The sequence below is a fragment of the Pseudomonas sp. AFG_SD02_1510_Pfu_092 genome (genome assembly GCF_003331055.1).
In the GTDB taxonomy this organism is placed as follows: domain Bacteria; phylum Pseudomonadota; class Gammaproteobacteria; order Pseudomonadales; family Pseudomonadaceae; genus Aquipseudomonas.
Window position 1 is genome coordinate 61,302 of the sequence record NZ_PUQD01000018.1, and the last position, 13,615, is coordinate 74,916.

Sequence of the window (13,615 nt, forward strand, 5' to 3'; positions counted from 1 at the left end):
GTCGATGAGCAAAGGGCCCGCCCAGGCGGGTCTTTTTTCTATTGTTTCTATTGCGGAAATGGCCCGCAGGCTTCGATGAACCTGCTATCGGTGCGGCTATCCAGGGCACCGTCCGCACCGATGTAGATATCGACCTGGGGCCACTTGGGTTTGGCCCGGATGCAGTGCCACTTTCCGCGGTTGGTCCAATCAAGCTGCATGAAAAACTGATCGTCCGGGAAGATATGACCGCCGCCGCCGGTGGCTTCACCTGGGAAGATCTCACCTTTTGAGATGTCATCTTGAACATTCAAGATATAGCCAAGACGCCCCTGGCCTTTGTCAGAAAAATGAAAACTTACATGGGGTGTGGCAACATACCAAAAGACGATTGGGCTAAGCATTATCGCGACCACCCAGCGCCAGAAATGCCGTTTCGGTTTATTTGCAGACATGATCACGTACGCTTCCTCCCCAGTTTGACAGTGGCAATGCTAATACCTCATCCATGAGCACCTTCGCCGTGATCCCACCGTTTGGTTGCTGCTTATACAGTTGGATGCCAATACTAATAGCGACACGATCGCCTATATCATCCCAAGCGCGCATCCCGTCGATGTCTGCGTAGCGACGAGGCCCATCCTGTTCATCCCAGTCTTGAACCTTCCGTATTGTGTCTGACGCAATCTGCTCTAGCCCTGCACCGTCGAGAAGCGCGCCTTCAGAGAGGCCACCGGCCCGCCCTACATAGCCGTAATGGATGTTCGACCAGATATCGTAGTAGTAGTCAACCTCACCTTGTTTGTGCCAAATCCCACCGAATTGTTGCCTAATGGTCTTTTTATGATCCCATGGTCTGTTCTGACCAACCCGCTCAGCCCAAAGCGCCATCGCGGCAGCAGTATTACTCACCGTGATTGCTTGAAAGTCAGGCGGTAAAAGACGTGCATACCAAGGGATCTTTTGGAATTTTACTTTTTCCTCTGTCGCGTCAAAGCTGGTTAGCTTCTTCATTTTCAGTACGGATGGATGTGTGATATTGCGGTTCATCTCTCCGGCGATATAGCTGGCCGCCTGTTCCATCATGTCAGGATCTTTGCATGTGCCAGGCTTGTTTTCTATTAACGCCGGTTTGATGGGAAGAATAGGGCCAGCTTGACCTGATGTTGCCAATCGACTCGTCTGCTGTGTCGCCGCGAATCTTGTCGTTTCGCCAAGTCCTCCCGTGGCTATGACACGGTTGCTTCCGGCTGGGCACGCACAGGCTACCAAAGCTCCATCGACCACTGCCGGGCGCCCTTGGATGATGAAGTGGGGTATGCCCTCCACGAGGGTTCCGACCTCACCACAAACCGGGCATGGGGTGGTCTTGTCCTCCAGCCTCAAGGCCTCGCGCCCCTGCACCAGGAACCCGACGTTACTGGCCAGGCATACGGCTCCTGTAGTGGTGCGGTCTCCATTCAAGGCCTGGGTCCGATCGTCAATCCTGAAAGTTGCCACGCGTAGATTCCTCAAGCGAAAACCGGGAGGCTAGCACCACCAAGACCAAGGAAATCGCGCCCGAACGGTGCAAGAACAGTCCTACAGGACACGTTGTCTTGCCCTACGCGCCACTTCCCTAATAGTCACTCAAGAAGGGACAGTCATTCACATAGTCGCGTATTTTTAACATCCAAACTGACAGTTAAACTTCTCCCATCAGCAACCTGATGCCCTCGCGATTCAGGCTTATCAAGGAGAATCACCATGCTTACCGTACGCAACGCTGAAGACCGCGGCCTGGCCTTTCATGGCTGGCTGAAATCATTTCACACCTTCTCGTTCGGCCATTACCGCAACGCCGACGAGCAAGGTTTCTCCGACCTGCTGGTGATCAACGACGACCGCGTCATCCCAGGCAAAGGCTTTGGCCAGCACCCGCACCGCGACATGGAGATTTTCTCCTATGTGCTGGAAGGCGCACTGGAGCACAAGGACACGCTGGGCACTGGCTCGGTGATCCGCCCGGGCGATGTGCAACTGATGAGCGCCGGCCATGGCGTGGCGCATAGCGAGTTCAACCACAGCCAGGTGCAGCCGGTGCACTTTCTGCAGATCTGGATCGTGCCGAACGTGCAAGGCGCCACGCCGCGTTACCAGCAACAGCATTTCAGTGCCGAAGAAAAGCGCGGCAAGCTGCGCCTGATCATCTCCCCGGATGGCGCCGAGGGTTCGTTGCAGGTGCGGCAGAATGCGCGGGTGTATGCCGGTCTGTTCGATGGAAATGAGCGCGCCACGCTGCACTTGCCGGAGAACCGCCATGCCTACGTGCATGTGGCCCGGGGCAGTGTCGAACTCAATGGGCAGTTGCTCAATGAAGGGGATGGCGTTCGGGTAAGGCAGGAACAGCTGCTGGAGCTGGGCAATGGAGTGGATGCCGAGGTGCTGGTGTTTGACCTGCGACCGCATGAATTGCCAGGTATGCCTTGAGTTTCTGCTTTGACAGCGATGGCCCTATCGCCGGCAAGCCAGCTCCCACAGGTAATGCACAGCTTCTGAAGTCTGTGCAGTATCTGTGGGAGCTGGCTTGCCGGCGATAGGGCCATCCGCCCGAATTCAGGGCTCGAACCCCTCAACAATGATCACCTCAGCCTTCGCCACACCCTGGCGATGGCTGCACGCCTCCTGATACAGCTCCGACCGGTAACACGCCACCGCCTGCTCATACGAATCGAACTCGATCACCACGCTACGCTGAGGGGTGGGCCGCCCTTCCATCGCCTCGCTGCGCCCGCCACGGGCCAGAAAGCGGCCGCCGAATGCCTTGAAGGCAGCCGGGGCGCGCTGGGTATATTGCTGGTATTGCTCGGGGTCGGTCACATCCACATGGGCGATCCAATAGGCTTTCATGCACTGCGCTCCTGTCACGGTATTTATGTATGATGGTATACCATAAAACCAACCCACCACAGTGAGCGTGCAACATGGCTTTCAACACCATCGAAGAACTTCTCGAGGACTACCGGCAAGGCAAGATGGTCCTGCTGGTGGACGATGAGGACCGCGAGAACGAAGGCGACCTGCTGATCGCTGCCGAGCGCTGCGACGCCCAGGCCATCAACTTCATGGCCCGTGAAGCGCGCGGGTTGATCTGCCTGACCTTGACCGATGAACATTGCCAACGCCTGGGCCTTGAGCAGATGGTGCCGGCCAATGGCAGTGTGTTCAGCACCGCCTTCACTGTCTCGATCGAGGCCGCCAGCGGCGTTACCACCGGCATTTCTGCCGCCGACCGGGCGCGTACCGTGGCGGCGGCGATGGCCCCGAACGCCCGCCCCGAAGACCTCGTGCAGCCAGGCCACATCTTCCCCCTGCGCGCCCGCGAGGGCGGCGTGCTGACCCGCGCCGGCCACACCGAAGCCGGCTGCGACCTGGCGCGCCTGGCCGGCTTCAGCGCGGCTTCGGTCATCGTCGAAGTGCTCAACGATGACGGCACCATGGCCCGCCGCCCGGACCTGGAGGTGTTCGCCGCCCGGCATGGCATCAAGATCGGCACCATCGCCGACCTGATCCACTATCGCCTGAGTACCGAGCAGACCATCAAGCGCATCGGCGAACGTGAACTGCCGACCGTGCATGGCACCTTCCGCCTGGTCACCTACGAGGACCGCATCGAAGGTGGCGTGCACATGGCCATGGTGATGGGCGACATCCGCCGCGAGCAGCCAACCCTGGTGCGGGTGCACGTGATCGACCCGCTGCGCGACCTGGTCGGCGCCGAATATGCCGGCCCGGCCAACTGGACGCTGTGGGCGGCGCTGCAAAAGGTGGCCGAGGAAGGTGCCGGCGTGGTGGTGATCCTGGCCAACCACGAGTCCTCCCAGGCCCTGCTCGAGCGCGTGCCGCAGCTGACCCAGCCGGTGCGACCTTACCAGCGTGGGCAGTCGAAGGTGTACTCGGAGGTCGGCACCGGGGCGCAGATTCTGCAGGACCTGGGCGTGGGCAAGCTGCGCCATCTGGGCCCGCCGCTGAAATATGCGGGACTGGCCGGGTATGAGCTGGAGGTGGTGCAGAGCATTCCGTTCGAGCCGGGGATGGTCGGCTGAAAATACATAAGTAACTGATTTGGCGGGGCCCCGGGGGGGGGGGGGGGGGGGGGCCCGCGGGGGGGGGGGGGGGGGCAGGCGGGGGGGGGGGGGGGCCCCCCCCCCCCGGCCCCCCCCCCCCCCCCCCCCCCCCGCGGGCGCCCCCCCCCCCCCCCCCCCGGGCCCCCGCGCCGTTCTTGAAGGCACAGAGTGATGGCCGGTCGCCTCGTACCTCTTGCCAAAAGTTTGGAATACCATAATATGATATCCCGTAGACCTTGAATCCACAGGCCGCCACCTACACTCTGAAAACGGCCACAGACACTTTGTTTTAGCTGCTCCCCGAACACTGTTGGCGGGCGCACCACAAGCCCGCCTCGAATAACAAAAAGCAACGAGGGCGTAACCATGCTGTTGAGCAAACGTGTAACCGCAGTGCTGTCTGCCAGCCTGCTGACCCTGGCATGTCAGGCCGTGCAGGCCGCCGACAGCCTGAATTTCGTCAGCTGGGGCGGTACCACCCAGGACGCCCAGAAAGAAGCGTGGGCCGTACCGTTCAGCAAAGCCACCAACATCAAGGTCGTCCAGGACGGCCCTACCGACTACGGCAAGCTCAAGGCCATGGTCGAGAGCGGCAACGTGCAGTGGGACGTGGTCGACGTCGAAGCCGATTTCGCCCTGCGCGCGGCCAGCGAAGGGCTGCTCGAGCCGCTCGATTTCAACCAGATCAAGCGCGACAAGATCGACCCGCGCTTCGTCTCCGACCATGGCGTCGGCTCGTTCTTCTTCTCCTTCGTGCTCGGCTACAACGAAGGCAAGCTCGGCGCCAACAAGCCGGTGGACTGGACCGCGCTGTTCGACACCAAGACCTACCCCGGCAAGCGTGCCTTGTACAAATGGCCCAGCCCCGGCGTGCTGGAGCTGGCCCTGCTGGCCGATGGCGTAGCGCCCGACAAGCTGTACCCGCTGGACCTCGACCGCGCCTTCAAGAAGCTCGACACCATCAAGCAGGACATCGTCTGGTGGGGCGGCGGCGCTCAGTCGCAGCAGCTGCTGGCCTCCGGCGAAGCCTCGCTCGGCCAGTTCTGGAACGGCCGTGTCTACGCCCTGCAGCAAGACGGCGCACCGGTGGGTGTGAGCTGGAAGCAGAACCTGGTCATGGCTGATTTTCTGGTCATCCCCAAAGGCGCCAAAAACAAAGAGGCGGCGATGAAGTTCCTGGCCAACGCCAGCAGCGCCGAAGGCCAGGCCGAGTTCGCCAACAAGACGGCCTACGCGCCGGTGAACGTCGACAGCGTGGCCAAGCTCGACAAGGACCTCGCCCAGAACCTGCCGACCGCCTACGCCCAGGACCAGGTCACCCTCGACTTCGCCTACTGGGCCAAGAACGGCCAGGCCATCGCCGCCCGCTGGAATGAGTGGCTGGTCAAATGAAAGTCGCCATCAACGCCCTGCATAACGTGCAAGGTGCCCCCACCGGCACCGGCGCTCCGGGCACAGCCCCCCGCCGCGTCAGCCTGAGCCAGCGCTGGAAAGGCAGCCGCAACCTGCTGCCGGCCCTGCTGTTCCTTGGCCTGTTCTTCTTCGCCCCGCTGGCCGGCCTGTTGCTGCGCGGGGTGCTGGAACCCACGCCGGGGCTGGGCAACTACGAGCAGCTGTTCGCCAACTCGGCGTATGCGCGGGTGCTGTTCAACACCTTCTCGGTGGCCGGCCTGGTCACCCTGATCAGCGTGCTGCTGGGCTTCCCGCTGGCCTGGGCGATCACCCTGGTGCCCAAGGGCTGGGGCCGCTGGCTGCTGAACATCGTGCTGCTGTCGATGTGGACCAGCCTGCTGGCGCGCACCTACTCGTGGCTGGTACTGCTGCAGAGTTCGGGGGTGGTCAACAAGGCGTTGATGGCCATGGGCATCATCGATACCCCGCTGGAAATGGTGCACAACCTGACCGGCGTGGTGATCGGCATGAGCTACATCATGATCCCGTTCATCGTGCTGCCGCTGCAGGCGACCATGCACGCCATCGACCCGATGGTGCTGCAGGCCGGTTCGATCTGCGGCGCCAGCCCGTGGACCAATTTCTACAAGGTGTTCCTGCCGCTGTGCCGCTCCGGGCTGTTCTCCGGGGCGCTGATGGTGTTCGTGATGTCGCTCGGTTACTACGTCACCCCGGCGCTGCTGGGCGGCGCGCAGAACATGATGCTGCCCGAATTCATCATCCAGCAGGTGCAGTCGTTCCTCAACTGGGGCCTGGCCAGCGCCGCCGCCGCACTGTTGGTGGTGATCACCCTGGTGCTCTTCTACCTGTACCTGAAGCTGCAGCCGGAATCCCCGGTTGGCAACCCGAGGTAAACCGCCATGCTCCTGTCTCCCAATGCCATGGGCCGCCCGCTGCGTACGGGCCTGTACCTGACCACCGGGGTCATCGCGGCGTTTTTGCTGCTGCCGGTGGTGTTCATCGTGCTGTTGTCGTTCGGCTCGTCGCAGTGGCTGGTGTTCCCGCCGCCGGGCTGGACCTTCAAGTGGTACGGCCAGTTCTTCTCCAACCCGGAATGGATGGACGCCGCGCTGGCCAGCCTGAAGGTGGCCGTGCTGACCACCGTCGCCGCCGTGCTGCTGGGCCTGCCCACCGCCTTCGCCCTGGTGCGTGGCCGCTTCCCCGGCCGCGAACTGCTGTACGGGCTGTTCACCATGCCGATGATCGTGCCGCTGGTGATCATCGCCGTGGCGGTGTACGCGCTGTTCCTCAAGCTTGGCTACACCGGCACGCTGTTCGCTTTCGTGGTCAGCCACGTGATCGTCGCCCTGCCCTTCACCATCATCTCGATCATCAACTCGCTGAAGCTGTTCGACCAGTCGATCGAGGATGCTGCGGTGATCTGCGGCGCCTCGCGCCTGCAGGCGATCTTCAAGGTGACCTTCCCGGCGATTCGCCCGGGGATGATCGCCGGCGGCCTGTTCGCCTTCCTGGTGTCGTGGGATGAAGTGGTGCTGAGCGTGATGATGGCCAGCCCCGACCTGCAGACCCTGCCGGTGAAGATGTGGACCACCTTGCGCCAAGACCTCAGCCCGGTGATTGCCGTGGCCTCGACCTTGCTGATCGGCCTGTCGCTGCTGGTCATGTTCATTGCCGCCGCGTTGCGCCGGCGCACCGAAGTCAACGCCTGAGCGCGCGGAGAAAACAACAATGAGTGCAGTGATCAAAGACAACGCGCACGGCAAGACCCTGGTCAGCCTGCGTGGGCTGAACAAGCACTACGGCGACTTCACCGCCGTGGACAACCTCGACCTGGAAATCCAGGACGGCGAGTTCCTGACCTTCCTCGGCTCCAGTGGCTCGGGCAAGTCCACCACCCTGTCGATGCTGGCCGGTTTCGAAACACCGAGCAGCGGCGAGATCCTGGTCGACGGCCAGTCACTGGTCAACGTGCCGCCGCACAAGCGTGACATCGGCATGGTGTTCCAGCGCTACTCGCTGTTCCCGCACCTGAACGTGCGCGACAACATCGCCTTCCCGCTGGCGATCCGCAAGCTCGGCGCCGCCGAGACCGCCAGGCGCGTCGACGCCATGCTCAAGCTGGTGCAGCTGGAGCAGTTCGCCCACCGCAAGCCGTCGCAGATGTCCGGCGGCCAGCAGCAGCGCGTGGCGATTGCCCGGGCGCTGGTGTACGAACCACGCATTCTGCTGATGGACGAGCCGCTCGGTGCGCTGGACAAGAAGCTGCGCGAAGACCTGCAGGACGAACTGCGCCAGTTGCATCGCCGGTTGGGCATCACCATCGTCTATGTCACTCATGACCAGGAAGAAGCCATGCGCCTGTCCCAGCGCATCGCCATCTTCAGCCATGGCAAGATCGTCGGCCTGGGTACCGGTTACGACCTTTACCAGAACCCGCCGAATGCCTTCGTCGCGTCGTTCCTGGGCAACTCCAACTTCCTTCGGATCAAGGCCAGCAGCAACGGTGCGGGCAGCTTCGAGGGGCAACCGCTGGCCATTCGCCTGACCCCGGGGCTGGCCGCTGCGCAGGATGCGCTGATCATGGTGCGCCCGGAAAAGGCCCTGGCCCTGACCCGCGAACAGGCCGCGCGCGAGCCGCTGCCGGCAGGCTGGAACGAGGTCAGCGCTAAGGTGGGCGAGGTCCTGTTCCTGGGTGAAAGCCAGACCTGCCATGTAGTGACTGCGGGGGGCACCGAGCTGACAATGAAGGCGCTGTCGGCTGCGGGCATGCCGATGCAGCCAGGCGATAGCGTGAAGGTGCGCTGGGCGGTGGCGGATGCCTGTATCTATACCGAATGGGCCGAGAGCGACCTGAGCAAGTCGGCCGGGGCACATTGAGACCGCCGGGGCCGCTGCGCGGCCCATCGCTGGCAAGCCAGCTCCCACCCAGACCGCATTGGCCTCAAGCCAGGCGCTATGCCTGTAGGAGCCAGCTTCCACAGGCATAGCGCAGCCCTTGAGGCCAATGCGGTCGGGGTGGGAGCAACTGTCTTGATCAATTTCCAAAAACTGGCGCGATCCCTGTGGGAGCGGCCGTGGCCGCGAACACCGGCGCAGCCGGTGCCATCCACCACATCGTCTGCTTCGCGGGCTTGCCCGCTCCCACATGGGCTGCGTATGCCTCGGGCTTGCGCTGAAACCTGTGGGAGCTGGCTTGCCGGCGATGGGCTGCAAAGCAGCCCCCATAAAGACTGTCACACCATCATCACGCCACTGTCGTAATCTGCCGGCCATCTCTATGCCACAGGGCCACCCGGCATGCCTCGCCTGCTTGTCTTGCTGCTCACCCTGCTACCCGTCGCCGCCATGGCCGAAACCCAGCACCTGCGTGTGCAAGGTTCCAACACCATCGGCGCGGCCTTGCTGCCGGCGCTGGTGCTAGGGCAACTGCGCGCGCAGCACGCCACGGCCATCGAACAGCAGCCGGGCCAGCTCGCCAATGAAACCGTCATCAGCGCCCGCGACGCTCACGGCCAGGCCGTGCGCATCGACATCGCTGCCCACGGCTCCAGCACCGGCTTCGTGGCGCTCGGCCGTGGCGAGGCCGACCTGGCCGCCGCCTCGCGACCGATCAACGACAGCGAAATACGCCAACTACAAGCCTTGGGCGACCTGCGTGCCGCCAGCGCCGAACAGGTCATCGGCCTCGACGGTGTCGCGGTCATCGTCCACCCCGACAACCCACTGCCGAAACTTGACACGCGGCAACTGGCGCAGATTTTCTCCGGGCAGATCCAGCGCTGGGAGCAGCTGGGTGTTTCCGGCGGAGCCATTCACCTGTACGCCCGTGACGACCGCTCCGGTACCTACGAAACCTTCAAGGCGCTCGTGCTCGAACCCCAGCATGTCGAGCTAGCGGCCGAGGCCGCGCGTTTCGAGTCCAGCGACGCGCTGGCCGCACGGGTAGGCGCCGACCGCCAGGCCATCGGCTTCAGCAGCCTCGCCGCAGTCCATGGGGCCAAGGTGCTGGCTGTGGCCGAAGGCGACGCACCGGCCATGCTGCCGGAGCGCGCACGGGTGGCCAGCGAGGACTACCCGTTGTCACGGCGCCTGTACTTCTACCTGCCCGCCAACCCCAAGCCCCAGGCCCAGGCGCTGGCCGATTTCGCCCAGAGCCCTGCAGGCCAGGCGATTGTCGCCCGGCAGGGTTTCGTTTCACAGCAAATCAACGCCCAAGCGGTGGTGCCACAGGCCGACATGCCACCGCGCTATCGCACCCTGGCCCAGCAGGCACAGCGCCTGAGCGTGAACTTCCGCTTCCAGGAAGGCAGCGCCAGCCTCGACAACAAGGCCCTGCGCGATGTCCGACGGGTGGCCGAGTACCTGCGCCAGGCCGGCAAGCTGCACAGCAAGGCCGTGCTGGTAGGCTTTGGCGACCCCAAGGAGACCCCCGGCCGCGCCGCCCTGCTGTCGCGTCTGCGCGCCCAGGCGGTGCGCCGCGAACTGGCCCGCGATGGTGTGGAGGTACTGGAGGTGACCGGAATGGGCGATGAACTGCCGGTGGCCGGCAACGAGCAGGAGCAGGGACGTCTGCGCAATCGTCGGGTCGAAGTGTGGGTCTATTGAACCTGCGGAAATTCCGCCCTGGCAAACAAATGTAACAGCTCCCCATTCGGCATCACCGGCAAACGGGTCTAGGCTCAAGCCCATGTGATACCGGGCCCCTCTGACGGCTACCAGGCCGCCATGTCGGATCACTGTTGCCATGCAACGTCGACATTCAAGGAGGGGCTCATGACAGCTCTGCACACATTCCTCACCACCCCTTTTCTCGGCACCAGCGCCTGGCTGTGGCTGCTTTTCGTGGCCATCGTCATCGGCCTGCTGGTGCTCGATCTCGGCGTTCTGCATCGCCACGACCGGGAAATCGAAATGCGCGAGAGCCTGCTTCTGTATTCAGGCTACTTCAGCGTCGGCGTGCTGTTCGGCGCCGGGGTCTGGTACCAGTTGGGCGCGCAGTCGGCGCTGGAGTTCTATACCGGTTTTCTGGTCGAGCAGTCGCTGTCGATGGACAACGTGTTCGTCATGGCGATGATCTTCAGTTACTTCGCCGTCCCCCGCAAATACCAGCACCGCGTGCTGTTCTGGGGCATCCTCGGGGTGGTCGTGTTACGGGCGATCATGATCGGCGTGGGCGCAGCGCTGGTACAGAATTTCGCCTGGGTGTTGTACCTCTTCGGGGCCTTCCTGTTGTTCACCGGGGTCAAGATGGCGCTGTCGAAACACGACAGCCACCCGGACCTGGCGAACAACCCGATACTCAAGTTCGTGCGCCGGCACCTGCGGGTGACCGAGCAGATCCACGGCTCACACTTCTTCGTGCGCCAGACCCCGCCCGGGCACAGCAAGGCGCTGCGTTACGCCACGCCATTGTTCCTGGCCCTGGTGCTGATCGAACTGGCCGACCTGGTGTTCGCGGTCGACAGCGTGCCGGCGATCTTCGCGATTACCCAGGACCCGTTCATCGTCTACACCTCCAATATCTTCGCCATTCTTGGGCTGCGCTCGCTGTACTTCGCGCTGTCGGCGTTGATGCACCGGTTCGTGTACTTGAAATATGCGTTGGCGCTGGTGTTGATCTTCATTGGCTGCAAGATCTTCTATCACGGCATGGTCGGCAAGGTACCGGCGTTGTTGTCGTTGGGGGTGACGTTCGGGTTGCTGTTGGGTGGGGTGGTGGTTTCGTTGGTCAAGACGCGCGGGGAGAAGGTGGCTGTCGTGGATCAGCCGCTCGAGCAACCAGCAAATGCCGATCGTACAGTCGGCCAGAAAGAGGATGACCCGCAGATGCGGGTCTGACTCCCCTACTTGAACTTAAATAACGCCCATACAATCACCATCCAGATGCACCCAGTCATGTTTAGCCAGGCTGAGATTTTCAACCTGCGTTTAAGCTTCTTCGGAAACGCGTTTAGCTCGCCAGCATCCAGTTGACCCATTCGCAGCGCTAGCCACGGAAATGCCACTAACCCACTTGCCGTACATAGCGTCATCCAGCGCCACTTGAATGACCCACAACCCCAATAACGCTTGATGCTTTCAAAATAGGGGTTGCTGGTGATGGCCGAGCAGGCGACGTCATAATCTTTGGTCAACGTTGAAACAGCACTAAGGACTAGTCCTGGTATGGCGATAGCAAAAGGACTTAATAGAAGCGCCACTTTAGCAAGTGGTTGCCAGCCAGTAATGTCAATCACTGGTTGCCTCGTAAATAAACTCGCCCACGGACTCACCGAGCTTCCCGCCCAGCACTCCCCCAGCCATGCCGCTGGTGCCCACCAGTACAATACCGCATACCGGCGCAGCCAGACCTGCCGAGCCCATTGTAACAGCGGCACAAATTGTTCCAGATACGAGGTTTGCTCCTAAAGTGCTAGCCATTGCTCCGGCAGTTCCAGTAGCAAAACCTCCCGTCTCGGTCAGTCTCACTTTTTTACAATCTTCAGTCTCCCCTGCCCGACAAACTTCTTGCACTTTCAGATACGAAGAAGTCCCACCCAACCCAATCGCAGCGTAGCCACCGTACTCAAGAAACTTGCTGAGTCGCGCCACCTTGTCCAGATGCGTCGCATACCCCGGAATCTGCCCCGGCCCGCCGGCCTTCGACCAGTGGTGCACAAGGCTCTTGGTCGAAATGTTCAAGCTCTTCTTGAGCCGTTCATAGTTCCCTAGGTTCAGCTGCTTGTTAAGCAATGCCGCTTTCAACTGTCCATCCAGCTGCTGGAGCAGTTTTCGTCGTTCGGCAAAGAAACTTGGGCTGTTCAGATGGCCATGCTGCATAAACTCGCGCTGATGCAGGTGTTCGATACTGGTCAGCGTATGACTGACCTGCTTCAGCCCCTGCTCCAGCATGTCCTTGCCCACGCCCATGGACTGGCTGGCGTTGCCGAGCAGGCAGTAGATGGTGATCTCACCACCACGGGTGCAGATATATTACAAGAGCCCAAGGAAGGCGTCGTTGCTGGTGATAGCCGAGCACGCGATCTATAATCTTTTGTCATTGTCATGACAGCGCTAAGGACTAGCCCTGGTATACCGATGACGAACGGACTTAATAAAAGTGCCAGTTTGGCAAGTGGGTGCCAGTCAGCAATGTCAATCATTAGTCGCCTCGCAAATAACTTTCCCTACTGACTCACCAAACTTTCCTACTAGTATACCTCCAGCCACACCACTGGTCCCTAGTACAACACCACACACGGGCGCCGCCACGCATAGCTCCGATTTTATCGTTTGATAATAACGTAATCAATCAAGATCCAGAATAGTGAAGCAAAAATCAGCCACAGCGCTAGAGTCATTTTTCGTTTCAAGTATGGCGGAAAATCCTTAAGCTCCTGCTCATCAATCCAACCCATGTGCAGATATAGCCTTGGGAAGGTGACCAAAGCGCTCACCGCGCTCAACAACAGACAGCGAGACCTCAAATTGCCTCCTCCCCAAACAGGCTTCATTTGCTCCAGATAGGGATTACTCGTGATAGCCGACAAGGCGACTTTAAAATCGCCAGACATCGCAATTTGCACATTGATAGCAAGCCCTGAGAAGCCAATTACAAACGGCCCGATCACGAATGCCAACTTCAACAGAACCGGCCAACTTTCAAAGTCAATCATCTATCACCTCATATAGGAATTCGCCGACCCATTCTCCTAGTGCGCCCGATCCCATAGAGCCCGCTGCAGATCCGACGCCAACAATAACAATCCCGCATATCGGAACGCCAAGGCCACCAGTACCGGCCGCGAAGACACCGCACAGGGCAGTTGTAGCAGCCCCTCCCCCCCAAGCCCCAAGCATGCCGCCCCCCAAGCTTCCAGCGAAGCTGCCCGTCTCGGTGAAACGAACCTTCTTACAAGCGCCAGCTTCACCGGCACGACATACCTCCTCTACCTTCAAGTATGACGAAGCTCCACCCAACCCAATTGCAGCATACCCACCATAATTAAGGTACTTGCCAAGCCGAGCCACCTTGTCCAGATGCGTCGCATACCCCGGTACCTGCCCCGGCCCGCCCGCTTTAGACCAATGGTGCACAAGGCTCTTGGTCGAGATGTTCAAGCTCTTCTTCAACCGCT

Annotated in this window: 13 protein-coding genes and 2 pseudogenes; 8 read left to right on the plus strand and 7 right to left on the minus strand. The window is 61.2% G+C overall.

Translation table 11 applies throughout. The features are described 5' to 3' along the window. Positions 1–47: 47 nt before the first annotated feature. A complete protein-coding gene (locus C6A77_RS10730) occupies positions 48–434 on the minus strand; it encodes a hypothetical protein (RefSeq protein WP_241507410.1) in 387 nt (128 codons plus the stop codon). After that, a complete protein-coding gene (locus C6A77_RS10735; protein WP_114169460.1) occupies positions 421–1,479 on the minus strand; it encodes a polymorphic toxin type 44 domain-containing protein in 1,059 nt (352 codons plus the stop codon). Before C6A77_RS10735 ends, C6A77_RS10730 begins: the two co-directional genes overlap by 14 nt. A gap of 246 nt (positions 1,480–1,725) precedes the next feature. Here C6A77_RS10735 and C6A77_RS10740 point away from each other — a divergent pair, with 246 nt between their 5' ends. Further along, positions 1,726–2,448 (plus strand): pirin family protein, encoded by a 723-nt coding sequence (locus tag C6A77_RS10740; RefSeq protein WP_114169461.1) that lies wholly within the window; start codon positions 1,726–1,728, stop codon positions 2,446–2,448. A gap of 126 nt (positions 2,449–2,574) precedes the next feature. On the opposite strand, the gene C6A77_RS10745 is transcribed toward C6A77_RS10740, so the two are convergent. Beyond that, the gene (locus C6A77_RS10745; protein ID WP_105948725.1) at positions 2,575–2,868 is read right to left on the minus strand and encodes a DUF1330 domain-containing protein; all 294 of its coding nucleotides are present in this window, start codon (positions 2,866–2,868) and stop codon (positions 2,575–2,577) included. A 74-nt stretch (positions 2,869–2,942) separates the two neighbouring features. Between C6A77_RS10745 and ribBA the strand changes: the two genes are divergently transcribed. From ribBA to C6A77_RS10785, 7 genes are all read left to right on the plus strand, one after another. Next, positions 2,943–4,064 carry a bifunctional 3,4-dihydroxy-2-butanone-4-phosphate synthase/GTP cyclohydrolase II gene (gene ribBA / locus C6A77_RS10750; RefSeq protein ID WP_114169462.1) on the plus strand — a complete coding sequence of 374 codons (1,122 nt, stop codon included), beginning with the start codon at positions 2,943–2,945 and terminating at the stop codon, positions 4,062–4,064. 387 nt (positions 4,065–4,451) lie between these two features. Then, positions 4,452–5,477 carry an ABC transporter substrate-binding protein gene (locus C6A77_RS10755; RefSeq protein ID WP_114169463.1) on the plus strand — a complete coding sequence of 342 codons (1,026 nt, stop codon included), beginning with the start codon at positions 4,452–4,454 and terminating at the stop codon, positions 5,475–5,477. Next, on the plus strand, positions 5,474–6,391 hold the full coding sequence (locus C6A77_RS10760) for an ABC transporter permease (RefSeq protein WP_114169464.1): 918 nt from the start codon (positions 5,474–5,476) through the stop codon (positions 6,389–6,391). The genes C6A77_RS10755 and C6A77_RS10760 overlap by 4 nt, the downstream gene beginning before the upstream one ends. A gap of 6 nt (positions 6,392–6,397) precedes the next feature. Beyond that, complete coding sequence (locus C6A77_RS10765; protein WP_114169465.1) at positions 6,398–7,207, plus strand: ABC transporter permease; 810 nt, start codon at positions 6,398–6,400, stop codon at positions 7,205–7,207. Between the two features lie 19 nt (positions 7,208–7,226). After that, a complete protein-coding gene (locus C6A77_RS10770) occupies positions 7,227–8,375 on the plus strand; it encodes an ABC transporter ATP-binding protein (protein ID WP_114169466.1) in 1,149 nt (382 codons plus the stop codon). 420 nt (positions 8,376–8,795) lie between these two features. Then, a complete protein-coding gene (locus tag C6A77_RS10780) occupies positions 8,796–10,103 on the plus strand; it encodes a substrate-binding domain-containing protein (protein ID WP_114169468.1) in 1,308 nt (435 codons plus the stop codon). Positions 10,104–10,271: 168 nt separating this feature from the next. Next, entirely contained in the window at positions 10,272–11,336 is a 1,065-nt protein-coding gene (locus tag C6A77_RS10785) for a TerC family protein (RefSeq protein ID WP_114169469.1), read from the plus strand. A 5-nt stretch (positions 11,337–11,341) separates the two neighbouring features. Here the strand turns inward: C6A77_RS10785 and C6A77_RS25295 are convergent, their stop codons facing one another. The 4 genes and pseudogenes from C6A77_RS25295 to C6A77_RS25805 form a co-directional block, all read right to left on the minus strand. Continuing rightward, positions 11,342–11,734 (minus strand): hypothetical protein, encoded by a 393-nt coding sequence (locus C6A77_RS25295; RefSeq protein ID WP_133295872.1) that lies wholly within the window; start codon positions 11,732–11,734, stop codon positions 11,342–11,344. Beyond that, positions 11,727–12,431 (minus strand): annotated as a pseudogene (locus C6A77_RS10790) (hypothetical protein); the annotation flags it as partial. The pseudogene C6A77_RS10790 and the gene C6A77_RS25295, both read right to left, overlap by 8 nt. Positions 12,432–12,763: 332 nt before the next feature. Continuing rightward, positions 12,764–13,153, minus strand: a complete 390-nt coding sequence (locus tag C6A77_RS10795) for a hypothetical protein (protein WP_241507408.1) — start codon at positions 13,151–13,153, stop codon at positions 12,764–12,766. Then, positions 13,146–13,615 (minus strand): annotated as a pseudogene (locus C6A77_RS25805) (PAAR domain-containing protein); the annotation flags it as partial. The gene C6A77_RS10795 and the pseudogene C6A77_RS25805, both read right to left, overlap by 8 nt.

Excerpts from the sequence above, each read along its gene's own strand:
- C6A77_RS10730 (WP_241507410.1), bottom strand. The coding sequence starts at position 434 with ATGTCTGCAAATAAACCGAAACGGCATTTCTGGCGCTGGGTGGTCGCG.
- C6A77_RS10740 (WP_114169461.1), top strand. The coding sequence starts at position 1,726 with ATGCTTACCGTACGCAACGCTGAAGACCGCGGCCTGGCCTTTCATGGC.
- C6A77_RS10745 (WP_105948725.1), bottom strand. The coding sequence starts at position 2,868 with ATGAAAGCCTATTGGATCGCCCATGTGGATGTGACCGACCCCGAGCAA.
- ribBA (WP_114169462.1), top strand. The coding sequence starts at position 2,943 with ATGGCTTTCAACACCATCGAAGAACTTCTCGAGGACTACCGGCAAGGC.
- C6A77_RS10755 (WP_114169463.1), top strand. The coding sequence starts at position 4,452 with ATGCTGTTGAGCAAACGTGTAACCGCAGTGCTGTCTGCCAGCCTGCTG.
- C6A77_RS10760 (WP_114169464.1), top strand. The coding sequence starts at position 5,474 with ATGAAAGTCGCCATCAACGCCCTGCATAACGTGCAAGGTGCCCCCACC.
- C6A77_RS10765 (WP_114169465.1), top strand. The coding sequence starts at position 6,398 with ATGCTCCTGTCTCCCAATGCCATGGGCCGCCCGCTGCGTACGGGCCTG.
- C6A77_RS10770 (WP_114169466.1), top strand. The coding sequence starts at position 7,227 with ATGAGTGCAGTGATCAAAGACAACGCGCACGGCAAGACCCTGGTCAGC.
- C6A77_RS10780 (WP_114169468.1), top strand. The coding sequence starts at position 8,796 with ATGCCTCGCCTGCTTGTCTTGCTGCTCACCCTGCTACCCGTCGCCGCC.
- C6A77_RS10785 (WP_114169469.1), top strand. The coding sequence starts at position 10,272 with ATGACAGCTCTGCACACATTCCTCACCACCCCTTTTCTCGGCACCAGC.
- C6A77_RS10795 (WP_241507408.1), bottom strand. The coding sequence starts at position 13,153 with ATGATTGACTTTGAAAGTTGGCCGGTTCTGTTGAAGTTGGCATTCGTG.